The 25,829-nt window shown below is 41.3% G+C and carries 27 protein-coding genes, 1 tRNA gene and 2 pseudogenes; 13 read left to right on the top strand and 17 right to left on the bottom strand.

The window, feature by feature from the left end; all coding sequences use genetic code 11:
- Positions 1-30: 30 nt before the first annotated feature.
- From ABWO12_RS01275 to ABWO12_RS01235, 9 genes and pseudogenes are all read right to left on the bottom strand, one after another.
- Positions 31-1,332: pseudogene (locus ABWO12_RS01275) on the bottom strand (ABC transporter permease).
- A 9-nt stretch (positions 1,333-1,341) separates the two neighbouring features.
- Positions 1,342-2,262, bottom strand: coding sequence for an ABC transporter ATP-binding protein (locus ABWO12_RS01270; protein ID WP_353086520.1), 921 nt, complete (start codon positions 2,260-2,262; stop codon positions 1,342-1,344).
- A gap of 164 nt (positions 2,263-2,426) precedes the next feature.
- A complete protein-coding gene (gene dnaJ, locus ABWO12_RS01265) occupies positions 2,427-3,545 on the bottom strand; it encodes a molecular chaperone DnaJ (protein ID WP_353086518.1) in 1,119 nt (372 codons plus the stop codon).
- 8 nt (positions 3,546-3,553) lie between these two features.
- Positions 3,554-4,126: a nucleotide exchange factor GrpE gene (locus ABWO12_RS01260; protein WP_353086516.1), complete on the bottom strand. Its 573-nt coding sequence runs from the start codon at positions 4,124-4,126 to the stop codon at positions 3,554-3,556.
- 203 nt (positions 4,127-4,329) lie between these two features.
- A complete protein-coding gene (locus ABWO12_RS01255; protein ID WP_353086514.1) occupies positions 4,330-5,238 on the bottom strand; it encodes a TIGR01777 family oxidoreductase in 909 nt (302 codons plus the stop codon).
- Positions 5,239-5,376: 138 nt separating this feature from the next.
- The gene (locus tag ABWO12_RS01250) at positions 5,377-6,111 is read right to left on the bottom strand and encodes a head GIN domain-containing protein (RefSeq protein WP_353086512.1); all 735 of its coding nucleotides are present in this window, start codon (positions 6,109-6,111) and stop codon (positions 5,377-5,379) included.
- A 2-nt stretch (positions 6,112-6,113) separates the two neighbouring features.
- Entirely contained in the window at positions 6,114-7,859 is a 1,746-nt protein-coding gene (locus tag ABWO12_RS01245; protein WP_353086510.1) for a PspC domain-containing protein, read from the bottom strand.
- Between the two features lie 2 nt (positions 7,860-7,861).
- Positions 7,862-8,194 carry a PadR family transcriptional regulator gene (locus tag ABWO12_RS01240; protein ID WP_073362689.1) on the bottom strand — a complete coding sequence of 111 codons (333 nt, stop codon included), beginning with the start codon at positions 8,192-8,194 and terminating at the stop codon, positions 7,862-7,864.
- A 58-nt stretch (positions 8,195-8,252) separates the two neighbouring features.
- Complete coding sequence (locus ABWO12_RS01235) at positions 8,253-8,771, bottom strand: DUF4870 domain-containing protein (protein ID WP_353086507.1); 519 nt, start codon at positions 8,769-8,771, stop codon at positions 8,253-8,255.
- A 185-nt stretch (positions 8,772-8,956) separates the two neighbouring features.
- On the opposite strand from ABWO12_RS01235, the gene ABWO12_RS01230 reads away from it, so the two are divergent.
- The 4 genes from ABWO12_RS01230 (at position 8,957) to trxB (ending at position 11,766) form a co-directional block, all read left to right on the top strand.
- Positions 8,957-9,415, top strand: a complete 459-nt coding sequence (locus tag ABWO12_RS01230) for a DUF4442 domain-containing protein (RefSeq protein WP_353086505.1) — start codon at positions 8,957-8,959, stop codon at positions 9,413-9,415.
- Positions 9,416-9,447: 32 nt separating this feature from the next.
- The gene (locus tag ABWO12_RS01225) at positions 9,448-10,281 is read left to right on the top strand and encodes a GIN domain-containing protein (protein ID WP_353086504.1); all 834 of its coding nucleotides are present in this window, start codon (positions 9,448-9,450) and stop codon (positions 10,279-10,281) included.
- A 61-nt stretch (positions 10,282-10,342) separates the two neighbouring features.
- Positions 10,343-10,420 (top strand) — tRNA-Pro (locus tag ABWO12_RS01220).
- A 398-nt stretch (positions 10,421-10,818) separates the two neighbouring features.
- Positions 10,819-11,766 (top strand): thioredoxin-disulfide reductase, encoded by a 948-nt coding sequence (gene trxB / locus ABWO12_RS01215; protein ID WP_353086503.1) that lies wholly within the window; start codon positions 10,819-10,821, stop codon positions 11,764-11,766.
- A 282-nt stretch (positions 11,767-12,048) separates the two neighbouring features.
- Here the strand turns inward: trxB and rho are convergent, their stop codons facing one another.
- Positions 12,049-13,965 (bottom strand): transcription termination factor Rho, encoded by a 1,917-nt coding sequence (gene rho, locus ABWO12_RS01210; protein ID WP_298203393.1) that lies wholly within the window; start codon positions 13,963-13,965, stop codon positions 12,049-12,051.
- Positions 13,966-14,155: 190 nt separating this feature from the next.
- Between rho and ABWO12_RS01205 the strand changes: the two genes are divergently transcribed.
- From ABWO12_RS01205 to ABWO12_RS12295, 3 genes and pseudogenes are all read left to right on the top strand, one after another.
- A complete protein-coding gene (locus ABWO12_RS01205) occupies positions 14,156-14,569 on the top strand; it encodes a DUF4293 family protein (RefSeq protein ID WP_298203392.1) in 414 nt (137 codons plus the stop codon).
- An 85-nt stretch (positions 14,570-14,654) separates the two neighbouring features.
- A complete protein-coding gene (locus ABWO12_RS01200; protein ID WP_353086502.1) occupies positions 14,655-15,161 on the top strand; it encodes an STM3941 family protein in 507 nt (168 codons plus the stop codon).
- Between the two features lie 79 nt (positions 15,162-15,240).
- Positions 15,241-15,768: pseudogene (locus tag ABWO12_RS12295) on the top strand (porin family protein).
- A gap of 20 nt (positions 15,769-15,788) precedes the next feature.
- Here the strand turns inward: ABWO12_RS12295 and ABWO12_RS01185 are convergent.
- Positions 15,789-16,301: a metallophosphoesterase family protein gene (locus tag ABWO12_RS01185; RefSeq protein WP_353086496.1), complete on the bottom strand. Its 513-nt coding sequence runs from the start codon at positions 16,299-16,301 to the stop codon at positions 15,789-15,791.
- Between the two features lie 108 nt (positions 16,302-16,409).
- Between ABWO12_RS01185 and truA the strand changes: the two genes are divergently transcribed.
- The gene (gene truA, locus ABWO12_RS01180) at positions 16,410-17,159 is read left to right on the top strand and encodes a tRNA pseudouridine(38-40) synthase TruA (RefSeq protein ID WP_353086494.1); all 750 of its coding nucleotides are present in this window, start codon (positions 16,410-16,412) and stop codon (positions 17,157-17,159) included.
- Between the two features lie 3 nt (positions 17,160-17,162).
- The gene (locus ABWO12_RS01175; RefSeq protein ID WP_353086492.1) at positions 17,163-18,923 is read left to right on the top strand and encodes an ABC transporter ATP-binding protein; all 1,761 of its coding nucleotides are present in this window, start codon (positions 17,163-17,165) and stop codon (positions 18,921-18,923) included.
- A gap of 13 nt (positions 18,924-18,936) precedes the next feature.
- On the opposite strand, the gene ABWO12_RS01170 is transcribed toward ABWO12_RS01175, so the two are convergent.
- Positions 18,937-19,689 carry a peptide deformylase gene (locus tag ABWO12_RS01170; protein ID WP_353086490.1) on the bottom strand — a complete coding sequence of 251 codons (753 nt, stop codon included), beginning with the start codon at positions 19,687-19,689 and terminating at the stop codon, positions 18,937-18,939.
- Positions 19,690-20,105: 416 nt separating this feature from the next.
- Between ABWO12_RS01170 and lpdA the strand changes: the two genes are divergently transcribed.
- On the top strand, positions 20,106-21,494 hold the full coding sequence (lpdA, locus tag ABWO12_RS01165; protein ID WP_353086488.1) for a dihydrolipoyl dehydrogenase: 1,389 nt from the start codon (positions 20,106-20,108) through the stop codon (positions 21,492-21,494).
- Positions 21,495-21,825: 331 nt separating this feature from the next.
- Positions 21,826-22,242 (top strand): hypothetical protein, encoded by a 417-nt coding sequence (locus ABWO12_RS01160; protein ID WP_353086487.1) that lies wholly within the window; start codon positions 21,826-21,828, stop codon positions 22,240-22,242.
- 6 nt (positions 22,243-22,248) lie between these two features.
- Here the strand turns inward: ABWO12_RS01160 and ABWO12_RS01155 are convergent, their stop codons facing one another.
- Genes ABWO12_RS01155 through ABWO12_RS01145 form a run of 3 tightly spaced genes read right to left on the bottom strand, consistent with a single transcriptional unit; the run spans position 22,249 to position 24,124 of the window.
- Entirely contained in the window at positions 22,249-23,370 is a 1,122-nt protein-coding gene (locus ABWO12_RS01155; protein ID WP_353086486.1) for a cysteine desulfurase family protein, read from the bottom strand.
- 27 nt (positions 23,371-23,397) lie between these two features.
- Positions 23,398-23,961, bottom strand: a complete 564-nt coding sequence (locus ABWO12_RS01150; protein ID WP_353086485.1) for a DUF8465 domain-containing protein — start codon at positions 23,959-23,961, stop codon at positions 23,398-23,400.
- The gene (locus ABWO12_RS01145) at positions 23,948-24,124 is read right to left on the bottom strand and encodes a hypothetical protein (protein WP_353086484.1); all 177 of its coding nucleotides are present in this window, start codon (positions 24,122-24,124) and stop codon (positions 23,948-23,950) included. The genes ABWO12_RS01150 and ABWO12_RS01145 overlap by 14 nt, the downstream gene beginning before the upstream one ends.
- A gap of 95 nt (positions 24,125-24,219) precedes the next feature.
- Here ABWO12_RS01145 and ABWO12_RS01140 point away from each other — a divergent pair, with 95 nt between their 5' ends.
- Together ABWO12_RS01140 and ABWO12_RS01135 are read left to right on the top strand one after the other, a co-directional pair.
- Positions 24,220-24,504: a DUF2752 domain-containing protein gene (locus ABWO12_RS01140; protein ID WP_353086482.1), complete on the top strand. Its 285-nt coding sequence runs from the start codon at positions 24,220-24,222 to the stop codon at positions 24,502-24,504.
- A gap of 17 nt (positions 24,505-24,521) precedes the next feature.
- Positions 24,522-24,857, top strand: coding sequence for a CCC motif membrane protein (locus ABWO12_RS01135; RefSeq protein ID WP_353086480.1), 336 nt, complete (start codon positions 24,522-24,524; stop codon positions 24,855-24,857).
- A 63-nt stretch (positions 24,858-24,920) separates the two neighbouring features.
- On the opposite strand, the gene ABWO12_RS01130 is transcribed toward ABWO12_RS01135, so the two are convergent.
- On the bottom strand, positions 24,921-25,358 hold the full coding sequence (locus ABWO12_RS01130; protein ID WP_353086478.1) for a DUF5362 family protein: 438 nt from the start codon (positions 25,356-25,358) through the stop codon (positions 24,921-24,923).
- Positions 25,359-25,361: 3 nt separating this feature from the next.
- On the bottom strand, positions 25,362-25,829 hold a 468-nt coding region (locus tag ABWO12_RS01125; RefSeq protein ID WP_353086476.1), incomplete at its 5' end, for an aminotransferase class III-fold pyridoxal phosphate-dependent enzyme.

Raw genomic sequence — 25,829 nt, 5'->3', positions numbered from 1 at the left:
GTTGTTACAAAGGGCATGCCACTTTCGGCATTAATAGGAAATCCAACGCAATAATTCCTTCCAAGTAGGTCGTTTACCATACATCAAAATTCCTACACGATAAATTTTGGAAGCAAACCACACTACAAAAACAAACGTTCCAAACAATAATACCAAAGAAATCGCCAATTGCCACAAAGGCACTCCAAAGGGAATTCGCATCATCATTACAATGGGGGAAGTTAGAGGTACCATAGAAAATGTAGTAGCAATCGTGCCGTGTGGATCATTCATGACCGTGAAAAATCCAATATAAACGCCCAAAATTAAGGGCATAATAATGGGCAATAAAAACTGTTGCGAATCGGTTTCGTTATCGACAGCGGCTCCAATAGCGGCATAAAACGAACTGTATAGAAAATACCCTCCGATAAAATAAAAAATAAATGAAACGAGTATCGTCCCCACCGGCAACTTCCATAACTCATTCAAGTACAAGGCAACTTTGCTTAAATCTTGTCCTGAAGTAGCCATTATTTTTTGCGTTTGCCCAGAGGTAGCCCCCAGCGGCACATCAAACACAACAGATAAAACAAACATGGCGGTCAATCCCAACAAGGCCCAAATCAAAAACTGAAGAATCCCTGCAATGGACGTACCAATAATTTTGCCCATCATCAACTGAAACGGTTTTACTGAGGAAATAATTACTTCAATAATACGCGATGTTTTTTCTTCAATGACACTACGCATCACCATATTTCCGTAAATAACGATAAACATCATGATGAGATAACCAAAGGCACCACCAATCCCAATTTTTATTTCATTGATCCCTTTCAAGGCTTGTTCCCCTGAAGCTTTGACCAAATTAATGGCAACTTTAGCTTGGGCTTGTTGTATTTTCAGTGTATCTAAACCGACTGCTTTAAAATTTTCTTGGGTCATTTTTTTGGTAATAACCGACTCTAAATCGGCAATAAACATGACGCTCGGACTATCATTGGAGATGTATTCTATCGTTTTTTCCAAGTCCTTGTTTTCAGTTTCATTCGGAATCAATAACAAACCCTCATAATGTTCGGCTTGGATGCTATCTTTTAGAACAGGTACAGGTGTTTGTGAAAAATCAACATATTTATACTCTTCGTCACTTTTAAACTGTCAAAAAAAACGACCCGTTTCGTCATGAATGGCAATGGTTTTTTGATCGGCTTTCAACGTACTCAAATAGCCTACAAAAACGGCAATTCCAACAAAAAGGAGCGGACTCAAAAAAGTCATCACAATAAAAGACTTATTGCGCACTTTGGCGGTAAATTCCCGCTTAATTATCAATAGAAGTTTGCTCATAATAGCCTATTAATCCGTTACGGTTTGGATAAAAATATCATTTACAGTGGGTATTTTCTCTGCAAAATGGGTTACTTGCCCACGTTGCATCAGCGTGTGTAAAAGTTCATTGGCGGAATGATTTCCTAATTGAATTTCCAATTTCAACTCTTGATTCAACGACTTGAAATCGGTTGTTTTCAGGATGAATTTTTGAGACAAATCGTGCCAAACGCCTTCCACATTGTCGGTTAAAATCCCCACATCATAGGAATGTGTTCTATACTGCTTTTTCACCTCCGATAGCTTTCCTTCGATCAATTTATTCGATCGATGAATTAAAGCGATATAATCACACATCTCCTCCACCGATTCCATGCGATGGGTTGAAAAAATAATCGAAGTTCCCTGACGATTCAATGCGATAATCTCATCTTTAATCAAATTGGCATTCACAGGATCAAAGCCCGAAAAAGGTTCGTCCAAAATCAAAAGCTTCGGTTGATGTAATACCGTCACGATGAACTGTACTTTTTGCGCCATTCCTTTGGACAATTCTTGTATTTTTTTGTCCCACCAGGAAGTGATTTCAAACTTTTCAAACCAATACTTGAGTTGCGTCTTGGCATCGTTTTTTGACATTCCCTTGAGTTGCGCGAGATACAAACATTGCTCTCCTACTTTCATCGTTTTATACAATCCACGTTCTTCGGGCATGTACCCAATTTCGTGAACATGTTTGGGTTGAAGGAGCTCCCCATCTAAAACCACCGAACCGCTATCGGGCAAGGTAATTTGATTGATAATGCGAATGAGAGACGTTTTTCCGGCGCCATTGGGTCCCAATAACCCATATATACTTCCTTGGGGTACCGTGAGCGAAACGGCATTCAAAGCCGTGTAGTCACCATATTGCTTGACAACATTATCTACAGTTAAAATGGATTGCATAGGTTTTAAAAATCTTCGGGTAAAAATACAGAATTCCCAACAGAATAGGGCATAACTAAAAACAAAAAACCCACCCTTATGGTGACACAAGGATGGGAAAAATTGCTATGAAAAAGAAATTACTTGTTTCCAAGTAATGCTCAAAAGTAAAATTTTTTTTTAAACTACGAAAACATATCTTTAACTTTTTCAAAAAAAGATTTTTCGCTCTTTTCAGGATGTGGTATAAAGTTTTCGTCGGTCAAGGCTTTTTCAAAAAATTGTCGTTGCTCTTTGGATAATGTTTTTGGGGTCCAAACATTAACATGCACCAACAGGTCGCCATTCCCATAACTGTTTAAACTAGGAATTCCTTTGCCTTTTAATCGTAAAATTTTTCCCGATTGAATGCCTTCTTCCAACTTAATACGGACTTTTCCATTAACCGTATCTAATTCCTTCGAAACCCCTAATGCGGCTTCTGCAAAACTGATGTATAAATCATAGTGAAGGTTTTCACCATCCCGTTTAAGCCATTCGTGTTCCGTCTCTTCAATTACAACAATTAAATCGCCAGGGATTCCATTTCCTGGAGCATCGTTTCCTTTGCCTGACACTTTTAATTGCATTCCATCAGCTACACCGGCGGGTATTTTGATAGAAACAGTCTCGTCTTCCATAATCATCCCGTACGCATCTGCACCATTGGGTTTACTTTCTATAGTTTGCCCTGATCCGCCACACACATGACACGTTGTTGCGGTTTGCATACGACCTAGAATCGTATTGGTAACTTTTAACACTTGACCCGCACCATTACAAGTAGGACAAGTTTTATAGCGAACACCTGGTGCTTGTATTTTTCGCTTAACTTTTACTTTCTTTTCAACGCCATTGACGACTTCTTCAAGGGTGAGTTTGACTTTAATTCGTAGATTACTGCCTTTCATTCTGCGGGAACCACCGCCTCCAAATCCACCGCCAAAACTTCCGCCAAAAGCACCTCCAAAAATATCGCCAAACTGACTAAAGATATCATCCATATTCATGTGATGACCACCACCAAAGCCACCTGCCCCATCAAAAGCGGCATGACCGTATTGATCATAACGTGCTTTTTTTTCGGGATCACTCAAAACCTCATAGGCTTCTGCGGCTAACTTGAAGTTCTCTTCAGCCTCTTTGTTGCCGGGGTTTTTGTCCGGGTGAAATTCAATTGCTTTCTTACGGTAGGCTTTTTTAATTTCCTCCGCACTGGCATTTTTACCGACGCCTAGTATTTCGTAAAAGTCTTTTTTACTCATATTTTCAATTATTGTCCGATGACCACTTTAGGAAAACGGATAATTTTATCGCCTAATTTATATCCTTTTTCAATCACATCTACGATTTTACCCTTCAAATCCTCAGTAGGTGCTGGAATTTGAGTTATCGCTTCTGCAAAATCCGCATCAAAGGCATCCCCCGCTTTAAGGGAGACTTGTTCAAGACCTTTGGCGACCAATGTAGATTTAAATTTTTCATGAATCAATTCAACTCCTTTGAACAAAGCTTCGTCGGCTGATTTTTGAATTTGCTCCATCGCACGATCAAAATCATCTAAAACCGGCAACATGGCTACCAAAACTTCTTGATTGGCTGTTTTAAACAATTCTAAGCGCTCTTTAACAGTGCGTTTTTTATAATTTTCAAATTCGGCAAACAAACGCAAAAATTTATCTTTTTCTTGGGCCAATTGCAACTCCAACTGTTGTTCTACTGACAATTCTTCCGCTGGCGCACTACCTTCAGTTTCCGATACCTCAGGGGCTAACTCAGGAGCTTCATGTTCGTTTCTCTCAGTATTCATGGTATTCTTTCCTTTAAATGGGTTGTTGATTTTCATTCGAATGTATTGCTTCGCAAAATTCCGTGCAAAAGTACTGCCATTTCCTTAAAAATGTCAAATTGTCATTTATTTTTATTAAAAAAAAGGAGGAGCAATTCTATTGCATTCTCGAAATCGCTAAGCATATGGCATTGGATTAAGAATGCCGCGAAGGACAGCAGATTCGACAATAAATAAAAAATCTGCTCTGGAAGAGAATGCTAGGGTAATAAATCGTTGAACGCCTTTTCAGCATCAGGATACGTGAAAGTAAATCCCAAATCCAAGGCTCGTTGGGGAAGAATTTTTTTATCATTGAACAACAATTCATGCATATCGCCCAAAAAAAGTTTCATGACCCATCGCGGGACAGGAGGTAACCAAATGGGGCGTTTCAGTAAACGTGCTATAATTTTGGTTTGCACTTTGTTGCTGACGGCATGAGGAGCGACACCGTTAAAAACCCCTGCATGTCCCTGCTCTAGTAACCAAGCGTACAATTGCACAATATCGTGAAGGTGTATCCATGATTGCATTTGCTTACCCGACCCAAAAATGGCACCCATTCCCCAACGAATGGGCTGAACGATAGGCTTAAAAGCACCGCCCTCACGAGCATATACAACGCCAGTTCGCACTTTGGTTACCGGTAGGTGGAGTTTTGAAAATTGATCTACGGCAGCTTCCCAACGTTGCACTAATGTTCCTAAAAAAGTATTGGATTGAATTTGGGAATCTTCTGTGTAAACAGCTATGGAATCATCGGGATAAATGGCTGTTCCCGATGCAGATAGTATATGCTTTACTTGGTGTTGTGGTAACTTTTTTAAACTGGCATACAATACATTGGCCGAAACCACACGACTTTCCAATAAAATCGTTTTGTAATGGGAGGTCCACCGTTTAGCAATGGTAGCTCCCGCTAAATGCACGAGGGCGTCAACTCCATTCCAACATTGATCGTCAATTTTTCCTTCGGCGGGGTTCCAATAAAAGGTTTGTACACCTTCAGGCACATTCTTGGGTGATTTTTGCGTGGTCAACCAATGGACATGGTGGCCTTTTTGCATCAAATATTTCGTCAAAGCATGACCGATTAATCCTGAACCTCCTGTTATTAAAATGCGCATACTTCCTTTTTGGTTCAAAATTATCCAATTTGAAACAAAATTAGCGCTCCCCTATAAAAGGTTTAACGTCTGTTTAGGGTTGTAATCAGGCAAAAAAAATCCCAGCCGAAGCCAGGATCTTTAACGCAAAAAAACAAATTAGTCAATTTTTCGAACACTGCCTCCCGAGGATTCATTCTTATCAACGGATTTAGCAATTCCTGTGTACTTTATACTGGCTCCACTGGAAGCACTCGCCTCCAGCGTTACTCTTGCATTGACAGAAGATTCACTACCACTGCTGGCATCGGCATTGACGTCATTGGCCAACAATCCTCTGGCATTCAGTGTGCTTCCGCTAGACGAACTCGTTTTCAACTTCAAAGCGATTCCTTTAATATCCATAGAACTACCGCTTGAGGTTTCGGCATCTACGGTGTCATATTCAACTTTACCTTCTAAATGGGCTCCACTACTAGAATCCACTACCAAATTGGTCCCCACAAACGTTCCCGTGAGTAGTACATTGGCCCCACTACTCGAGGTTACTTTTTTTAGTTCGGGCATGTGGATATATACCTTGAGTTCTTTGGCTCCCGAAATACTTTTATCGATATACACTTTTAGCGTCTCACCTTCTAATTCTGTTTTAACAAACTCCAATAAATTAGAATCGGCCTCTACCTCGACTTTGGTGGTACTGTCTTGTTTCATTTCGACTTCAATGCCCGCTGAAGCTTGAACTGCTGTAAATTTTCCTGAAATGTTTCGTACTTCGGCAGTCACATTTCCATTTCCATCCACGCCATTCAGCATGAGATTACAGGACGAGAGCAATAATGCAGCAATAATGGCTACTAAAAAATTGGTACAATAAACTACAACTCGTATCATACTTAATTTGATTTTTTGATGACAACGCCATCTTTGTTAATAATAAGACTTCCTTTTTCACCCGTTTTTTCTTCACGAATAATTTCGACTCCGTTGACTCGCACAATTACCTTATTGACTGAATCATTTACCTTTTCAATCGTTTCAGTTTCGATAACGTCATCGTATTCATCTTCGTCGGGAGGACAATTGGTACATTTTACTTGATTTTCCTCAACAAGGTACACATAATCTTCCGAAGAATGATGCATGTTAAAGTAAGAATTATCACTGTCATCGTAGTAACGTACCGAGCGGTCAGTTTTGAACTTCACCCCTTTGGGCAAATACAAGTAAACGGTGACTTCTTGCTGACGAAACTTGTTATTTATCGCCGTTGTCCAGTAGTTATTTAACAACAATTGATTGCCTTCAATTTTGAAACCATACGCTATTTTTTGCGCTCTAGCATTGGCTTCACCTACTGTTTTCCCTACGGCTACTTTTTCAATTCGAACATAAGGAGTTGTGGCATCCGTGGGCAATACTTCAAAACTAATTTGATTGGAGTAAATCACCTCTTTTTGTTGCTCGTTGGTCGTCAAACGATAATCGTGTGAAGGATTCATGTCTTTGGCATAAAAATCATTATTCACAAATCGTATTTGCAGCGTATCTTGAGGTTGTAAGAGAATTTGCTCTTTCACAATATCCTTACCGTCGAAGGCTGCTTGCGTTACTTCATTGATGATTATGGTAATCAAAGCCCCCAACGAAACAATCCACACGGCAAGCAAGGTATATTTTACCACATTACCCAAAGAGCGAACATGATTCATGAGTAGTTTTAAACCCAATAACATTAAAAAGAAAAGCGGAATCCCAAAGCAAAACATAAATAAGAGCCCTTGAATCCAGTACGGCGTTTCTAATCCGATAGGCGTCACCACCATATTTATCGCAGCATTTTGAGGCAATTGAGAGGTGAAAATCAGAATGACAGAACCGATTAACACTCCTAACAAGGATAAAGACGCGAAAATCAGTACAAAGGCCCCAATAATTTTGGCAAAAACACCAAACACTGTTGTTATAAATCCACTTAACCGGTTGCCGAAAGATTCAGCTCCTGATTTGACTTTTTCGCCAATTTCGTTATAGTCTGCATTTTGAATTCGCTGGGAAACTTGTTCAAATTCTTCCCGTACTTTTTTCTCAATATTAGAGATGGTAACGGGCTCTCCTGTCATTTCTAACTTTTCAGCAGTGGTGATGGCTTTGGGCATAGCAATCCAAAGGATCAAATAGGCTAAAAATCCCATTCCAGTTCCAAAACCTAGTATCAAAAATGCCAATTTAAACCAAAACGAATCTACACCGAAGTAATGTCCTAAACCAGTACAAACTCCCCCAATTACGCCGCGTTCTTCATCACGGTATAATTTACGACGACGTGGAGGCAAGGCGTATTTAAAATCGGTCTCTTTTTGGGTCCCCCCTTCATTATCCAAACGATAATCTTCGGGTTGCCCCATAACATTGACAACTTCATCTACATCTTGACTGTTGATTACATGTTTATCCGAAAGTTGGCGCTCAGCAAAGAGTTCGGCTACACGCATTTCGATATCTTTCATGATTTCATCTTTTCCGGTAGCGTCTGTGAGCGAATTTTTTATCGCATCAAAGTAGCGGGAAAGTTTTTGGTAAGCGTCTTCATCAATGTGGAAAAATAAACCACCTATGTTGATATTTACGGTCTTGTTCATGATTATTGGTTTTGTTTAGTGATAATGGTTACGGCATCAGAGAGTTCGGTCCACGTGCCATTTAATTCGTTTAAAAATGTTTTTCCTAATTCGGTCAACTCGTAATATTTACGCGGTGGTCCCGATGTCGATTCTTCCCAACGATAATTGAGCAAGCCATCATTTTTTAGGCGGGTCAGCAACGGATAGACAGTTCCCTCGACCACGAGTAACCGGGCCGCTTTTAGCGTATCCAAAATTTCGGAAGTGTAGGCCTCTTTGTCTTTTAGAACCGACAAGATGCAGAACTCCAAAACGCCTTTTCGCATTTGTGCTTTTGTGTTTTCGATATTCATAAAATTACTTTTTTTTTAATCCACAAGGATGTCGTTTTTTGATTGATGATTGATGATATTATTCGGATGTGGAAATAGCAGGTTTAGAAGCATTTTCAATGGCTTGGGCATTATTGTTTTGAGCGCGTTGTCTTAAAAACGGAATGGATAAAGGGTAATGATAAACCTTTCCTCGGCTAGCCTCCAACGCTCCGTAAACGATGAGCACAAATTCCGTAATTTTTAGCAAAGCGAATAAGACAAAGGCAGTAATTCCAACGACAAACCTGGTCGAAAAGGAAAGATCTTCAAGATTTCGAATGGCAAACGACTGGTCATCCCATTGAAAAGCGATCATTCCTTTGGTAAAAGCACTTATAGTGAGTATTAGCCCTAACCCAACTAAAACTATGGTGTACACTAAAACACTCAATTGAAAATTCAATACTCTTCTTCCTTGCGCTTCCAGTATGGGGGACGTTTCTTTTTTGGCCGACCATATAAAAGCAGGTAAGATAAAGTTTCCAAAAGGAAATAAATATTGCCCCAGCGGACTTAGATGTAAGATGGTTCCTATATTTCGTTCATTAGCATTCATAACACTTGATTTTGATGACTAAAATACCATAATACTTTTTATAAGCTATTATTTTCTTAAACAAAGATACAACCAAAAACAAGTATTATGTATTACAAAGTACTAAGATTTAACAATATATTAACATTTAGCAGAGCGCACCTTTTTCAAAAGGTATGTGTATATTTACCGAAAATAAAGGCTTTATGCAACTTTCTCCTCGCAAATTAAATATGTTTTTGGCATGGCGATTACCGGCAGCATTTTGGTGTGGTGTTCGGGTTAAAAGCATTTCCGAAACCACTTGTATAGCTACGGTCACCCACCGCTGGATCAATCAAAATCCATTTCAATCCATATATTTTGCTGTTCAAGCCATGGCGGCCGAGTTGACAACAGGAGCTTTGGTTATGGCTGAAATTCAACGTAAAAAAATGCCCATATCTATGTTAGTCCTCAACAATAAGGCAACCTATACCAAGAAAGCAACGGGAAAGATAACATTTACTTGTCAACAAGGCGCCGCAATTGCAACATTAATTCATGAAGTGGTCCTATCGGGGGAAGGAAAAACGATTTGGTTGCAATCAGTAGGGGTTGATCAGCAAGGGGAAGTGGTTTCTGTCATGGATTTTGAATGGACATTAAAATTGAAATCAAAATAGTGAGAATTGTTACCTTTGAAAAAAAATAATTCATGAATCGTATCTATTTTATAATTGCCCTTGTGGTTACATTGGGGGTACAAGCACAAAAAAAGGAAAAAGTAAAAGGATCCAAAATTGTTACCGTTGAGCAAAAAAAGATTGAGGCCTTCAATGCTTTAGAAATTTCCGATAATCTTGAAGTCTTTTTGATAAAAGGGAATGAATGCGGACTTGAAATTGAAGCCGACGATAATTTACACGACGCCATTGGTATTAGTGTGGTGGGGCGTCAGTTGCGTTTATCCACATTAAAGAGTACTTTCGGCTACAAGAAGTTGAGCATTCGGGTTACCTATACCGACGATTTTATCGCGGTAACCACTAAAGATGAAGCTAAAATTAATGCCCTTGCGGAAATGAAATTGGATGCCATTACTTTTACCAGTTTTGACGATTCTAAGGTTTTTGTAAATGCCCAATGCAAAAAGTTTGAACTCATTGCCAACGACCATTCGAAATCGGAACTCAATGTAAAAAGTGATGAATGTCGGATCAATTTGAGCAAAAGTGCCCAGTGCAAAGCTTTGATTACCGGGCATGACCTTACCTTTGATGCCTATCAAAAAGCTACGGCCGAAGTGGAAGGCGATGTTGAAAACATTACCCTACGGTTGGACAACAACAGCGGTTTTACCGGAAAAAATCTCGATTGTAAGTCAGGAAAAATAACCACGGAATCTTATTCTCGTGCCAGTATTAAAGTAGATAAGCAACTTACCCTTTCTATGGCCGGAAAATCACAATTGGATTTATATGGTGAACCCAAAATTGAATTAGTTGTTTTTACAGACAGCGCGGTGTTATCGAAAAAACCCCTGAATTAATTGGCAAACACGCGATACAATGCAAAAAATAATACTATATTTGCGCACGCGAAAAAAACTTCGGGGTGTAGCGTAGCCCGGTTCTCGCGCCTGCTTTGGGAGCAGGAGGCCGCAGGTTCGAATCCTGCCACCCCGACCAAAAAAAGTGGAACGAGAGTTCCACTTTTTTTGCACTACACGTGCCAAAAGTTCACTTTTGAGCTAAGTGTAGTGCAAAAAAAGTGCGAACACAGCCTGATAAGGCGTGTTCCCTTTTCTTGAGCAACTTCCCCACTTCAGGATATGCAATCCTGCTTTTTTATGTTCAAATCTATTATTTGAATATACTGCGAACACAGCCTGATAAGGCGTGTCTACTTTTCTTGAGCAACTTCACCGCTTTAGGATATGCAATCCTGCTTTTTAAAACTAAATTCATTTTCACTTTTAATCAGTATAACCTGAGCTAATGATAAAATTGTTAATTACAATTTAGTTTTCACGTAAATCAAAAAGAGAAAAAAGTAACTTTGTGTCGCTTAAAAAATACATTACATCATGTCAGACGCAATAGAAAAAGTAAAATGTCTAATCATAGGTTCGGGGCCAGCTGGCTACACCGCTGCAATTTATGCCTCCCGCGCCAATATGTTTCCTGTGCTTTACCAAGGAACACAACCTGGTGGTCAGCTAACCACCACCAACGAAGTAGAAAATTTCCCAGGCTATCCTGAAGGTGTTACGGGTCCCGAAATGATGGTGCAACTCCAAGAGCAAGCCAAACGCTTTGGGGCTGACATCCGTGATGGATGGGTGACCAAAGTTGATTTCAGCGGTCCCATACACAAAGTTTGGATTCATGACAATACCGAAATTCACTGTGAAACGGTCATTATTTCCACAGGAGCCTCTGCCAAATATTTAGGATTACCTTCTGAGCAACATTACCTTCAAATGGGAGGCGGTGTTTCCGCTTGTGCGGTATGCGATGGTTTCTTTTACAGAAATCAAGAAGTGGTTATTGTGGGAGCCGGAGACTCAGCTTGTGAAGAAGCCCATTATTTATCCAAACTTTGCAAAAAAGTAACGATGCTTGTGCGTAGTGAGAAGTTTAGAGCGTCCCGTATTATGGAAGATCGCGTGCGAAAAACCGAAAATATTGAGATTCTCATGCACACCGAAACGGTAGAAGTTTTAGGTGATGGACAAGTTGTCACGGGCGTAAAAGTGGTCAGTCGCGCGAGTGGGGAAACCCGTGAAATCCCAGCAACTGGTTTCTTTGTAGCCATTGGACACCAACCTAATACTGAAATTTTTAAGGACTTTATCACCTTAGATGAGACGGGGTATGTCATAAATACACCGGGAACATCAAAAACGAATGTACCAGGTGTTTTTGTAGCGGGTGATGCCGCCGATCACGTGTACCGTCAAGCAATTACAGCAGCGGGAACAGGGTGCATGGCCGCTTTGGATGCCGAGCGCTATCTTGCCGCCAAAGAATAACGTAATATAAATAGAACTTAGAGAAGAGTCGCACCTATAGCGGCTCTTTTTTTTTAATAAAACTGCTTACGGAACACTGCTCACTGATTCGGGCGATCCCCTACGGGTCGGGCTTTCGGCAGTCGCTGCCTCCGTTCATTCGGCGAGCTTCAACAATGCCTCAATCCCTATCGCGGGATGGTGAGAAAAACAACTTAGTTAAAAAAATAAAACCTAACAGGTTTTAAAAACCTGTTAGGTTTACTACTATTTCAATACAAAACCTCTTTAAGCCTGCACTTATTAATCATTCATCGAAATCAAAAACTCGTCATTCGTACGCGTCTTTTTGATTTTATCATTGATAGTATCCATCGCTTCCACAGGATTCATATCGGCCAAAAACTTGCGTAAAATCCACATACGTTGTAACGTTTTCTCATCCAACAACAAATCATCACGACGCGTACTCGACGAGGTAAGGTCGATCGCTGGGAAAATACGTCGGTTGGCAATCTTGCGATCCAATTGAAGTTCCATATTCCCCGTTCCTTTAAATTCCTCAAAAATAACCTCGTCCATTTTCGATCCCGTTTCCGTTAATGCCGTAGCAATAATACTTAATGAACCTCCATTTTCAACATTACGCGCCGCTCCAAAGAAACGTTTTGGTTTTTGTAACGCATTGGCATCTACACCACCACTCAACACTTTTCCAGAAGCCGGCTGAACCGTATTATAGGCACGAGCCAAACGGGTAATCGAATCCAATAAAATCACTACGTCATGACCACATTCAACCAATCGTTTGGCCTTTTCCAAAACAATATTGGCAATTTTTACGTGTTCTTGCGGTTCACGATCAAAGGTAGAAGCAATCACTTCCCCACGCACACTGCGCTGCATATCGGTCACCTCCTCAGGACGCTCATCAATTAATAACACCAAAAGATAGACCTCAGGATGGTTGGCTGCAATCGCATTGGCAATATCCTTCAACAGCATAGTCTTTCCTGTTTTAGGCTGCGCCACAATCATCCCGCGTTGCCCTTTACCAATCGGAGAAAACAAATCAATGATTCGGGTAGAAACCGACGCTTGCTTGGCATCCATTTTGAACTTTTCCTGGGGAAAAATCGGGGTCAAATGGTCAAAAGATACCCGATCACGTACCACTTGCGGGTCATGTCCGTTTATTTTTAAAACTTTAACCAAAGGGAAGAACTTCTCACTTTCTTTGGGAGGTCTAACCACCCCTTTGACCGTGTCTCCAGTTTTCAAACCAAACAAACGAATCTGAGATGTTGATAAATAAATATCGTCAGGAGAAGCCAAATAATTATAATCTGAAGATCGTAAAAAACCATAGCCATCGGGCATCATTTCCAAAACGCCTTCACAGTCGATAATGCCGTCAAACTCGTAGTCAGCATCCCGAACATTTTGGGTCTTTTTAAATTTATTGTTTTGGTTGGCATAGGATGAATTTCCGTTACCATTCGCATTTCCATTGGGGTTTCCATTGCCATTTCCATTGGCATTCGAAACATAAACGGGTTCAGTTATCGGAATATCAACATTTGGGCCTGGGGGTACAAACTCAGGGCGACTTTTTTGGGGTGGTGTTCCGACTGGTTTTCGCTCCTCTTGTTTCGCTCCACGGATAGGCTCCATAAAATCCGATGGAAGCGATTCTGTAGTGATTTGTGGCGGCATAAAGGGCTCATAATCCACAGGAGCTCCAGTAATATTAGGCGTCACAATGTTACGTTGAAACGGTTTTCGTTGACGCTCCAGAGCGTTTTCACGACCCTCGCGAACAAAAGATTTTGGTGTTTCCTCCGCTGGAGCTGCTGAAGGTGTGGTCTCAGCAACGGGAGTAGGCACGGACTCAGGCTGCTTTGGTTTTCGTCCACGGCGCTTGGGTTCTTCTGCATGTTGTTCTTCCGCAGCAGCTTCTTTTACCGTCATTTCCGAGGGTGCGTCAGCCGTAAATAAATTACCCACAGCAGATTCTTGCGACGAAATTCGAGGTCTTCTTCCGCGTTTAGAAAAAGTTGTCGGTGGCGTTTCTCCTCGATTGACCGCTTCTTGATGCGCAATAATCAATTCAATAAGTGCCTCTTTTTTTACACCAGCAAATTTTATGGTTTGTGCCAACTTGGCAATATCCTGAAGCTCAGAAAGCTTCATGGTTTTTAACGTTGAAATGTCAAACATATAATGATAACAAAGCGATTAAATTAGGGGTCTTTCTAAATACAATACAGTGGAGTTTTGCTCGAGAAATAAATTCCGTGAGATTGAAGTGTTTACGGAATTGCCATGCAATAATACGAATAAAAATTCAGGGCGCAATAGTTTTTTAAAAAAAGAAATACTATTTTTGAGCCTCAAATTTGAACAGGTAATGTTTCAACGTATTCAAACACTTTACATGGCTGGAGCCATTCTTACTTCTGGATTTCTAGGCTATGTTTTTCCGCTGTGGAAAGACGCCAATGGTAAGGATTTCTTTTTCATGATGGAGGTTTCGTACTTAGTCCTCTCTGGGGCAGCCACTGCACTCATTGCTATGAGTATAATTTCCTTTAAAAACCGCAAACAACAGTTCGTTTTCAACCGACTGTCCATCATATTAAATTTAATTTTATTAGGATTATTGATTTACCGCTCACTAAATGTATCCGGAGAAACCCCAACGGTTTCAGAGAAGGGTATTGGGATGTTCCTTCCTATTTTTTCTATCGTACTTTTGGCTTTAGCCAATAAAGCCATCAAAAAGGATGAAGATCTCGTAAAATCTGTGGACCGTATTCGGTAAACCTGTAAACTTAGTTTATTAGTGCGTTAAAATCCGTTTCCAAAGAAACGGATTTTTTATTTTTACCACGTTAAATAACCTCTCCATGGCAACCACCCTGCACATCCCGCAAAAGAAAACAAAACTTTGGATTTCATTACTCGGCGCAATTTGCTTTGTAAGCATGGGTTTCTTTATCCTTTCCAAACCGCAATCCAAGGATACATGGGCCCCAATTTTTGGATGGGCTAGCATCCTTTTCTTCGGACTCACAGGCTTGTTAAGCATAATAAAACTCCTTGATACCCGACCCGCTTTGATCATTAATGATAAAGGGATTTGGGACAATACCTCGTTTATGCAAGTTGGACTCATCACATGGAATTCTATAACCAAAATAACCCACCAAAAAGTAGTTAATAATCACTTTATTTTTATTTATACCAAAGACCCTGAAGTATACCTCAACAAAGTTTCTGGAATATCCTTACGCATCCTGCGAAAAAACCAACATGGATTTGGCACCCCTTTTACCATCAACGGCAATGGCGTTCGCTATAATATCACACAATTGTATCAACTGCTTCAGTCAGAATGGGAAAAACACCATTAAAAAAACGCTTAAATCACTTTTTCAAGCCATGGTACAATGATTGATTCGTGTTTTTCGTTACTCTGTAAAAACATGTCCCATGAAAAAGTATTTCGTCATTCTACTGCTTTGCTTTAGCGCTAGTCCATTCGTAAACGCTCAATTTTTAAAATTTGGGGTCAAAGCCGGAGTCAATTTTGCTAACTTTAACGGTGGATCTCTACAAGGCATAGATTTCTCCACACTCACCAGCTACCATGGAGGCTTGGTACTTAAAGCCAAACTATTGGAAAACTTCGCTTCAATCGGAATTTTTATACTCTACCCAAGACGCCAAATTAAGTGGACTCGGTACGCAAGTAAAAAATGAATTGGGGTATCTCGCGGTTCCCGTTTTAGCCAAATTCTACCTCACCAAAGACGGCCTAAGTCTTGAAATGGGACCACAAGCCTCGCTATGGTGAGTCAACGCAATTCGTTTTCCTTAGGAGATACCCAAACCTTTGACTTTGCATTGGCAGGTGGACTAAGTTATAAAATCACCAAAGAGGTATTTGTTTCGGGAAGGTATCTCGCTGGTCTTACCGAACCCAAACGCGAGGTCGACATTAAAAATGCCGTTGTATAATTCTCCGTAGGCTATTTATTCTAAACCTCACGAGGCAAAGCACGCGGACCCAATTCAACAATTTCCAAATCTTTAATGTTCGACCCCTCAATAACCATGCGCAATAGGGTTCGAACTTGATGAAATCCATGAATGCCGGCCGCACCTGGATTTAAATGCAAAAGATTTAGCGTTTTGTCAAACTGCACTTTTAAAATATGAGAATGTCCACAAATAAACAGTTGTGGGGGTTGCGCTTTCAATTCTTCTCGAATCGCAGGATGATACTTCCCAGGATACCCTCCAATGTGGGTGATCCAAACGGAAACCTCTTCGCAAAAAAACCGGTTATGCAACGGAAATTCAGCACGCGCTTGATGATCGTCAATATTGCCATACACAGCGCGCAAAGGTCTAACCTTCTTAATCGCATCCGTAACCGCCAAATCGCCAATATCTCCCGCGTGCCACACCTCATCGGCCCACGCTACATGATGCATAATTCGGGCGTCTATATGACTGTGGGTGTCGGATAAAACTAAAATTTTTCGCATCAAAACAAACTAAAAAAGCAGCTGCAAGATACATGGTTTTCTTAAGAAATGATTCACTATTCCCTGAGCAAATCTTTGTACCTTTGCCCCTGAAAACCCCATAATGCTTTGAGATATTTCATCGAATTTGCTTACAAAGGCTCTAACTACCACGGCTGGCAATACCAACCCAATGCCTCGTCGGTTCAAAAAACACTAACCCAGGCATTGTCGTTAATGCTTCGGGAACCGATTGAACTCACCGGCGCTGGACGAACCGATACAGGTGTGCATGCCCGTCAAATGTTTGCGCATTTTGATAGTGAAGTTCCCTTTGTTTTCCCTGATTTAATCAAAAAATTAAACGCTTACCTCCCCAAAGACATTGCCGTTTGGAACTTTTACACGGTTGCTCCCGAAGCACATGCGCGCTTTGACGCAACAAAACGAACCTATGAATACCACATTCACCGTCGTAAAGATGCCTTTGAATGCCATAATAGTTGGTTGTTTCCGCATCCTTTAGACATCGATCGGATGAATGATGCCTGTAAACTGCTTCTAAATCACACCGATTTTAAATGCTTTTCGAAGTTGCATACCGATGTAAAAACATTTTTTTGTAAACTAACCCATGCCGAATGGACATCCCTCGGTGACCGCTGTATTTTCACCATCAGCGCCGATCGTTTTCTCCGCAATATGGTGCGCGCTATAGTGGGAACTTTAATCGATATAGGAACAGGAAAAACAAGTTTAGACGACCTAGAACAAATTTTAGCAAGTAAAAATCGAAGTAAAGCAGGATTCTCTGTTCCCGCGCACGGACTCTACCTTACCGAAGTGCATTACCCCTATATCCCCTTTCGGGCACGTTAACTTATGAAAGCAAAAGCCTTTGATTACAAACTTTTCCGGCGAATTCTCACCTATACTACCCCCTACAAACTTTTGTATCGGGGCGTTGTGGCAACAGCAATTCTTCTTTCTATAGTTACAGCCTTACGCCCCTTTTTATTGAAAAAAACGGTCGATGTGTATATCGAACCCAAGGACAGCTATGGCTTGTTATGGTACGTAATCCTCATGGGGATTGTGCTAATCTTGGAGGGCGTTTTCCAATTTTTCTTTGTCTACTGGGCCAATTTGTTGGGACAAAACATCATTCGCGATATTCGTCAGCAATTGTTTTCCCATTTACTTCACTTTCGAATGAAATATTTTGATACCGCACCCGTAGGGCAATTGGTGACCCGCACGGTTTCGGATATTGAACAAATTGCACGTATCTTCAGCCAAGGCCTTTTTATGATTATCAGTGATTTACTGAAAATGGTCGTTGTGCTCGGATTTATGTTTTATATGAACTGGAGGCTAACCCTTATCGTGGTGGCTGCCATGCCTCTTTTGGTCTACGTTACTCGTATTTTTCAACGCAAAATGCAAGTGGCCTTTGAAGAAGTTCGCCACCAAGTAGCCGCCATGAATACTTTTGTGCAGGAACGGGTCACTGGTATGAAAATCGTTCAACTTTTCAACCGCGAAACCATTGAATACCAAAAGTTTAAAGAAATCAATCAAAAGCACAATAAAGCGTGGATGAAAACCATTTTGTACAACTCTATTTTCTTCCCGATTGCCGACATCATCTCCTCGCTTTGTCTTGCTCTGGTGGTCTTGTATGGTGGATTACGAATTTTGGATGGGGACAAATTTACTACGTTTGGCGACTTGATTTCGTATACGATGTTCATCGGGATGCTTTTCAATCCCCTACGTCAAATTGCCGATAAATTCAACGAAATGCAAATGGGTATGATTGCTGGAAATCGTGTTTTTGATGTCCTCGATGCCCAAGATGACAAACAAGAAGGTGGGACTGTAGAGGCTCCTCAGTTCAAAGGTAAAATTGAATTACAAAATGTACGTTTCAGTTATATCCCCGGTGAAGAAGTTTTGAAAGGGATATCGATTGGCATTCAACCCGGACAAACTGTTGCCATTGTGGGAGCCACAGGAGCTGGAAAATCGACGATCATTAATTTATTAAATCGTTTTTACGAAATCGATTCGGGAACCATTACCATTGATGATACCCCAATCCATGCCTTTACGCTTCCCAGTCTGCGTCGACAAATTGCCGTCGTTTTACAAGATGTCTTTCTTTTTGCCGATACAATTTACAACAACATTACCTTAGGCAACCCCAATATTAGCCGAAAAGACGTAGAAGCAGCAGCGGCCCGAATAGGAATTGCCGATTTTATCGAATCACTCCCAGGAGGTTATGATCATGACGTAAAAGAACGCGGGGTTATGCTTTCGTCAGGACAACGTCAACTCATTGCGTTCTTGCGGGCTTACCTTAGTAACCCGAGTATTTTAATTCTGGATGAAGCCACCTCCTCTATCGACACCCACGCCGAAGAGCTTATTCAACACGCTACCGAAACCATCACCAAAGGACGAACAGCTATAGTGATTGCACACCGTTTGGCCACCATTGTCAACGCCGATACCATTATTGTGATGGAAAAAGGAGAAATCGTTGAAACAGGAAACCACCAAGAACTATTGCAGTTGAAAAAAGGCTATTATCGAAAACTCTACGAATCGCAATTTTCGGAAACACCACTGCAATAAATCGGTATTTACTTTATTTTTTCAACCCAAATTCATCCACGGTTTTATCCCGTTCAAACCCTTGAATAAGTAGCGGTAACGAATCGGAAGCTACCTCAAAAAAAGGAAGACTACCTTGTTGAATTTTTTGATCCAAATCGGTTTTGGATTCGAAATGACGCGCTATGTCCAAATACGTGCCTCCCATCAAGTGTCTAAATTCGTGCTGAAAAATGACTGCAGCAAATCCGTCCAATCGACCCTCACGCCAGCTTCCATCCAAATTTTGACAGCGGTAGGCAATCCAATCAAAGGTAGCCACATTCCCCCGTTTTTCATCGGCAGCACTCAAACAACCATGCCAAAAGTTTTTTTGCCCTGAGGAAACCTGAGTGATCATCGGATTAATAAACAACTGCTTGGACACGGGCCCCAAAACCTTGTACCGCGGATTCGTTGCCTTGGCCTCAATAAAAAAAATCTGCAATTGTTTCCCAATCTGATTGGCCGCAATCCCCACCCCCGCTTGACGAACCATCACCGCATACAAGCTATCGGTAAACCGCTGTAACTCGGGTGTTCCGAATTCCTCTGGTCGAATGCTTCGCGGCGTTTGATAGAGTGCACTCGTGGTTCTACCAGGTGCCCCAGCGGGCTGTTGTTGGACAACCGAAAACCCTTCTTTGGGAATGGCTAAAGTCAGCGCCATCGGTTCGTTTTGACATTTTTGCATAGCCAAAAAAACAAATGTAACAAGGAGCCAACGGAAAGGAATAGATACGGCCATACTTTAATCTTTAAAATTTACTTTGAAAACTGCTTTGACGTCAACAAATACAAAACTGCCAACGAGGTTTGATCGGCCCATTACGCTGCCACTGCTTGCATTTGGACTTTTAATTTTACTTTGGGATTCGATTGCCGCAAGTGTTGAATGGTTAAGTGATCTGATTTCAACTCCATAAAAACAAAGATAGAAAGAAGTTACCAATGAATACCCTTACGAAAATACAATCGTTCTTTAAGTTAAGATTTGAAATGAAATCCATCGCCTTTTCAAGGCAACATCGCTTCGCTAATTGCTCGCAATAATTTCATCTATCTAAACCATAAATACGACATAGAGGACTAAAAAAAAATCCGTAAATTCGCAATCGAATTGACAACTCGTCAATACACTAATTTAAGAAATACCTTTTTGCAATGAAATACGATATTATTGTTTTAGGAAGCGGACCCGGTGGATATGTAACGGCTATCCGTGCTTCTCAATTGGGCTTTAAAGTAGCGCTTATTGAAAAAGAAAATCTAGGTGGAATCTGTTTGAATTGGGGATGTATTCCCACCAAAGCCTTGTTGAAATCAGCACAGGTTTTTGACTATTTAAAACACGCCTCCGATTATGGATTGACCGTGAAAGAATTTGATAAGGATTTTAATGCGGTAATTGCACGTTCACGTTCGGTCGCTGACGGCATGAGCAAAGGGGTACAATTTTTAATGAAAAAAAATAAAATCGAAGTCATTGACGGCTTTGGAAAAATCAAACCCGGAAAAAAAGTCGATGTCACTGCGGCCGATGGTAAAGTGACCGAATACAGCGCCGACCACATAATCATCGCCACGGGAGCACGTTCAAGGGAATTGCCCAACTTGCCGCAAGATGGTAAAAAAATCATCGGCTACCGTCAAGCCATGGCACTTCCTGAGCAACCTAAAAAAATGATTGTAGTAGGTTCAGGAGCAATTGGTGTTGAATTTGCACATTTCTACAACACCATGGGCACCGAAGTGACCATTGTTGAATTTATGCCCAACATCGTTCCTGTAGAAGATGAAGATATCTCCAAACAATTTGAGCGTTCCTTGAAAAAATCAGGCGTAAATATCATGACCAATGCTTCTGTGGAACGTGTAGACACTTCAGGCAAAGGCGTAAAAGCATTTGTCAAAACAACCAAAGGAGAAGAAGTCTTGGAAGCCGATATCGTACTTTCTGCCGTTGGTATCAAAACTAACATTGAAAATATTGGTCTTGAAGAAACCGGTATCGCTACCGATCGCGATAAAATCTTAGTCAACAGCTATTACCAAACCAATATTCCAGGATATTATGCAATTGGCGATGTAACTCCAGGACAAGCTTTGGCGCACGTAGCCTCTGCTGAGGGGATCATCTGTGTTGAAAAAATTGCAGGACTCCATGTTGAACCCCTAGATTATGGCAATATTCCAGGATGTACGTATGCGACTCCTGAAATTGCCTCTGTTGGCTTAACCGAAAAAGCCGCCAAAGAAAAAGGCTACGAAATCAAAGTCGGAAAATTCCCGTTCACCGCCTCTGGAAAAGCGAAAGCAGCAGGAACCCCCGATGGTTTTGTGAAAGTGATTTTCGATGCCAAATACGGAGAATGGTTGGGCTGCCACATGATTGGCGCTGGTGTAACCGATATGATCGCCGAGGCTGTAGTGGCTCGTAAATTAGAAACCACTGGACATGAAATTCTCAAGGCAGTTCACCCCCACCCTACAATGAGTGAAGCGGTGATGGAAGCCGTTGCCGATGCGTATGGCGAAGTGATTCATATGTAAGACAAGCTACTAAGACACTGAGCTCCTAAGCTTCTGAGTCGAGGGTAACCCTGTAAAAAGTCACTAATTACTAACCACTAGTCACTCCAAAAAACCGTTCGTTTGAACGGTTTTTTTTATGCGGCTTCTCCTGCTGTCCGCTACAAGTCCTCGAAGTTGGCCCTGTTTTTTGGGCGCTGTAGTGGGCTTCCAAGGGCGCCACAGAGCACCTCAAAAAAACGTCGGTCCACCTACTCCGGGCTTTTCACTTCCATCAGGGCCGGACCTGCGATGGCGTTGAAAGTAAATGCATCACAGAAAAATGTATTTTTACGTGTATATTCGCAACACTATGGTAAGCAAAACCTACCCTATTTCCCGCGCGATACATTTTATCAATATTGCATTATGGCTCACGTTTCAAGGCTGTGGGTTCGTCTGGAAAAACACCATCACCTCCATACTCCAATTGGAATACCTACTCTTGAGTGAACATCAATTCCTCTTTGCGAACCTCTCACATCCTCTAATTATCCTTGGAGTACTCGGTCAAATTCTATTGCTTGTCCATGCTTTTCGACGCCGTTGGAACCGCGCCTTAAACACCCTTACGGTAAGCATCCTGACTCTTCTTGTCGCGTTTTTGGTACTCGTGGGGTTCCTCACACAGCAATGGACCATGGTAGGAATGCAACTCCCCTTTCTGATTTGTGTTTGTATTTACTTTTTCTTCGCCTATAAAAAAACCGAAGGGAAAGACCTTCGGTAGCTTGTATTACACCCCTTTCAAGGCATCGCATAACGCATCTATATCGTCTTTGGTATTAAACCTACTGAAGGAAATCCGCAACGCAGGTCGTTTTAAATCGTCTTCTGCTACAAATTGCGCCAAAACATGTGAAGGCTTCGAACTCCCGCTTTGACAAGCACTGCCGCGGGAAACCGCAATTCCTTTGATATCTAAATTAAACAACAACATCGCTGCCTTTTCTTCAGGCATGGGCAAGGTTACATTCAAAATATTGTAAAACGTATGTTCCCCGTTGACTTTGATTCCCGGAAACGCCATTTGCAACTGTTCCCAGCAGTAAAATTTCAACGCCTCAATATACCCTTGATCATGCGCCAAATCGGTCATATCCAATTCCAAAGCCTTGGCCATCCCTGCAATTTGATGCACCGCTTCTGTCCCGGCCCGCAACCCTTTTTCTTGCTCGCCACCGACTATCATGGGTTTTAACACCACATTTTTTGAAATATAAGCAAATCCAACGCCTTTCGGTCCGTGGAACTTGTGCGCACTCGCCACCGCAAAATCTAGTGGTAAATCATGAAAATGCAAGATTGTTTTTCCCACCGATTGGACCGTATCGCAATGAAAAAGGGCCTTGTGTGCATGACAAAGTTGCCCAACCTCATTAATATTCAAAATAGCACCCGTTTCGTTATTGACATGCATCAAAGTAACCAAGGTCGGAATCTCCTGTTGCAACAAGTCGGCTAAACCATCAATGGCAACTGTCCCATCAGCATTTGCAGGAAGATACTCAACTATAACATCAAAATCCTGAGCTAATTTTTCTACCGTATACAAGGTAGCATGATGTTCCATTCGAGACGTAATCAATCGTTTAATGCCTAAATCACGGACCGCACTGGTCAAAATCATGTTGGTTGCCTCCGTGGCATTGGCCGTAAAAATCAGTTCCCGCGCCTCACATCCCATCCATTGCGCAATGGATTTTCGCGCCGACTCAATAATCGACTTGGCACTTCGCCCGTAACTGTGAGTAGAGGAGGCATTCCCGTATTCCGATTGCATGACGTCTACCATACAATCGATTACCTCAGGGTGTAAAGGAGTAGTGGCAGCATTATCCAGATAAACTCGTTTCATGTTGTTCATTTGACCGACAAAAGTAGACTATTTTACATTTTGTTGAAAATAGATTTCGGTGGCACCCATTCCATATTTTTGATAGCTCGCCTCTTGGAAAGAAACTTGCGGGTACTTGCGCATTAAAAATTCCAATTCAGTACGTAGAACACCTTCACCTACACCATGAATCAATACAATTTTTGGAATGCGATTTTTTAACGCAAATTCAATATGACGTTGCGCCGTTTCGAGTTGCAATGTGAGTATATCATAGTGCGATAAGCCCGCTACTTTTTTGACTAATTTTTCAATGTGCAAATCAAATTCAGGCGTACCACGATCGCGATTTTCCGACTTAAAAAGGATTTTTTTGGAAGCGTTTGAAGGCGTTTTGTCAACTTTTAATTTATGTAATGCCTCACTTTTATTAAAAGACTTTAATATATTGGCATCGTGTTCTTTAACCAACTCGTTGACAAAAAATGTCATCACAAAATCATCGGTTGTTTTGAGGGTAATTTGATCGTTTTGCACCGCCATGACAACGCCGCGAATTGCCTCATCCAAAACCGCAACGGTGTCCCCTACTTCGAACTTATTCTGTTTCATCGTGCTCTTTTTTGGATGGTATTTTTGCTGATAATTTGGCCATGCAAAAAACAAAAACGAGTCCTGCAAAAGCCATTAAATGATAATTAGGTTCTGCCTTACTTTGTTCATACAAGGCTACTCCTGCTGCCACCAATAAAAGTGGAATCAACCATTTATCCATAAGAATTATGTTTTGTTTTCAAAAATAACGAACCTGCCTCCAGTTCCCAGTATTTATGTTTCTTTTTTTTGTAAAATTGTAAAAAAGTTCAAGGTATGGAAGACTACATGTTGCCATGTGTGTTTAAACAAACTTTTGGTTTTGATTGTATGGGATGTGGTTTACAACGCGCCTTGTACCTTCTTGTTCAAGGCGATTTTTACGGCGCCTTTGTGCTTTACCCCCCCGTATATACCTTGCTCCTTCTCCTTGGGATTACAGCGCGTTTTGCCTTAAAACCTACACAAAAAAATGGACGTCAGGTGTTGGTTATTGCCTTACTCAACGTAATCGTAATTCTGGGCGCCTATTGCATTAAAATGAAAGATTTCTTTTTTTAACCTTAAAAACAAACACTATGGAAAAACAAAAATTACCGAATGCCACCGCCGTGCTCATCTTAGGAATCCTCTCTTTTCTGACTTTCTGTTGTTATGGGATATTTGGAATTGTCTTTGGGCTTGTAGGCTACCTCATGAGCCGCAGTGACTCCAGAAGATTACAAGAAAATCCTGGAGAATACAGCAACCAAAACGTTCACACGATCGGTAAAATTTTATCACTTATCGGTTTGATTTTAGGGACATTAACACTCATTTTCTTCATTTGGATTATCATGAAGATTGGCGTAGAGAACATGCAGGACGAAGAAATGGTTCGCCGTCGAGTCGAAGAGCTCTTCGGAAAACGTTAAAGTTAAACACAAAAGAGGCTGTCTGAATAACGACAGCCTCTTTTTTTTAATTTAGGGACGTGATTAAACCCCACTCGCCATACGCATCATGTAGACAACCATTCCAATCACCATAAGGATATACAACGCAATTAAGACAATCATCGAGATGCCGAGATACTTGTGGTGTGACTTTAAGTTTTGCAATGCAAAAGCCAGACTTTCAGAATTATTGATTCGCAAAGCTTCTGTCGTGGTGGTGGCATATCGATACAAATACACTATTGGCGGAATGTACAAGGCGGCACATATAAAATAAAAGACACCTATGCCTTTTTTGGCAACTCCAAAGATGCCAAAACCAGGATTACTTTGTGTGCTAAATCCCCAAAAAATACCTACCAACAACATTAAGGCGAGTCCAATAAAACCCAACACCGCCAAAAACAAGCACCAACGCGCACTCACCCGAAGGGCTTCTTTGGCCAAATCATTAAGATAAAGCGAATTTTGATTTTCCATAGCTTAGTTCGATTTAGGTTCAAACCCAGTTAAAGTTTTAGTAATAATCGCCACACATTCCAATAATTGCGCCTCTGTCATCACCAAAGGCGGTGCAAAACGAATAATATTTCCATGGGTGGGTTTGGCCAATAAGCCATTTTCAGCCAACTTTACGCAGATATTCCAAGCCGTTTCACTTTCTTCCGTATCGTTGATTACAATGGCATTCAACAGACCTTTGCCGCGAACCAAGCGAACAATGTTGCTTTGCGCCACATACTCCCCTACTTGCTCACGGAAAATCTGACCCACTCGACGGGCATTTTGTGCTAAATCTTCCTCACTAACCACCTCCAAAGCCGCAATTGCCGTGGCCGCCGCTACTGGGTTTCCACCAAAGGTCGAACCATGCTGTCCTGGTCGAATAACATCCATCACTGCATGATCTGCCAAGACCGCCGAAACAGGATAAACTCCTCCTGATAATGC

This window comes from Flavobacterium sp., from assembly GCF_040379285.1.
Classification (GTDB): Bacteria; Bacteroidota; Bacteroidia; order Flavobacteriales; family Flavobacteriaceae; genus Flavobacterium.
The sequence above is the reverse complement of the archived record's forward strand: the minus strand, read 5'-3'. Positions and strand labels throughout refer to the sequence as shown.

Excerpts from the sequence above, each read along its gene's own strand:
- rho (WP_298203393.1), bottom strand. The coding sequence starts at position 13,965 with ATGTTTGACATTTCAACGTTAAAAACCATGAAGCTTTCTGAGCTTCAG.
- ABWO12_RS01185 (WP_353086496.1), bottom strand. The coding sequence starts at position 16,301 with ATGCGAAAAATTTTAGTTTTATCCGACACCCACAGTCATATAGACGCC.
- ABWO12_RS01235 (WP_353086507.1), bottom strand. The coding sequence starts at position 8,771 with ATGAATGCTAATGAACGAAATATAGGAACCATCTTACATCTAAGTCCG.
- ABWO12_RS01175 (WP_353086492.1), top strand. The coding sequence starts at position 17,163 with ATGAAAGCAAAAGCCTTTGATTACAAACTTTTCCGGCGAATTCTCACC.
- lpdA (WP_353086488.1), top strand. The coding sequence starts at position 20,106 with ATGAAATACGATATTATTGTTTTAGGAAGCGGACCCGGTGGATATGTA.
- ABWO12_RS01240 (WP_073362689.1), bottom strand. The coding sequence starts at position 8,194 with ATGAATATCGAAAACACAAAAGCACAAATGCGAAAAGGCGTTTTGGAG.
- ABWO12_RS01200 (WP_353086502.1), top strand. The coding sequence starts at position 14,655 with ATGGCAACCACCCTGCACATCCCGCAAAAGAAAACAAAACTTTGGATT.
- ABWO12_RS01155 (WP_353086486.1), bottom strand. The coding sequence starts at position 23,370 with ATGAAACGAGTTTATCTGGATAATGCTGCCACTACTCCTTTACACCCT.
- ABWO12_RS01160 (WP_353086487.1), top strand. The coding sequence starts at position 21,826 with ATGGTAAGCAAAACCTACCCTATTTCCCGCGCGATACATTTTATCAAT.
- ABWO12_RS01205 (WP_298203392.1), top strand. The coding sequence starts at position 14,156 with ATGTTTCAACGTATTCAAACACTTTACATGGCTGGAGCCATTCTTACT.
- ABWO12_RS01260 (WP_353086516.1), bottom strand. The coding sequence starts at position 4,126 with ATGAAAATCAACAACCCATTTAAAGGAAAGAATACCATGAATACTGAG.
- ABWO12_RS01230 (WP_353086505.1), top strand. The coding sequence starts at position 8,957 with ATGCAACTTTCTCCTCGCAAATTAAATATGTTTTTGGCATGGCGATTA.
- ABWO12_RS01250 (WP_353086512.1), bottom strand. The coding sequence starts at position 6,111 with ATGATACGAGTTGTAGTTTATTGTACCAATTTTTTAGTAGCCATTATT.
- ABWO12_RS01135 (WP_353086480.1), top strand. The coding sequence starts at position 24,522 with ATGGAAAAACAAAAATTACCGAATGCCACCGCCGTGCTCATCTTAGGA.
- ABWO12_RS01255 (WP_353086514.1), bottom strand. The coding sequence starts at position 5,238 with ATGCGCATTTTAATAACAGGAGGTTCAGGATTAATCGGTCATGCTTTG.
- ABWO12_RS01270 (WP_353086520.1), bottom strand. The coding sequence starts at position 2,262 with ATGCAATCCATTTTAACTGTAGATAATGTTGTCAAGCAATATGGTGAC.
- ABWO12_RS01140 (WP_353086482.1), top strand. The coding sequence starts at position 24,220 with ATGGAAGACTACATGTTGCCATGTGTGTTTAAACAAACTTTTGGTTTT.
- ABWO12_RS01170 (WP_353086490.1), bottom strand. The coding sequence starts at position 19,689 with ATGGCCGTATCTATTCCTTTCCGTTGGCTCCTTGTTACATTTGTTTTT.
- ABWO12_RS01130 (WP_353086478.1), bottom strand. The coding sequence starts at position 25,358 with ATGGAAAATCAAAATTCGCTTTATCTTAATGATTTGGCCAAAGAAGCC.
- ABWO12_RS01145 (WP_353086484.1), bottom strand. The coding sequence starts at position 24,124 with ATGGATAAATGGTTGATTCCACTTTTATTGGTGGCAGCAGGAGTAGCC.
- trxB (WP_353086503.1), top strand. The coding sequence starts at position 10,819 with ATGTCAGACGCAATAGAAAAAGTAAAATGTCTAATCATAGGTTCGGGG.
- ABWO12_RS01225 (WP_353086504.1), top strand. The coding sequence starts at position 9,448 with ATGAATCGTATCTATTTTATAATTGCCCTTGTGGTTACATTGGGGGTA.
- ABWO12_RS01245 (WP_353086510.1), bottom strand. The coding sequence starts at position 7,859 with ATGAACAAGACCGTAAATATCAACATAGGTGGTTTATTTTTCCACATT.
- ABWO12_RS01150 (WP_353086485.1), bottom strand. The coding sequence starts at position 23,961 with ATGAAACAGAATAAGTTCGAAGTAGGGGACACCGTTGCGGTTTTGGAT.
- dnaJ (WP_353086518.1), bottom strand. The coding sequence starts at position 3,545 with ATGAGTAAAAAAGACTTTTACGAAATACTAGGCGTCGGTAAAAATGCC.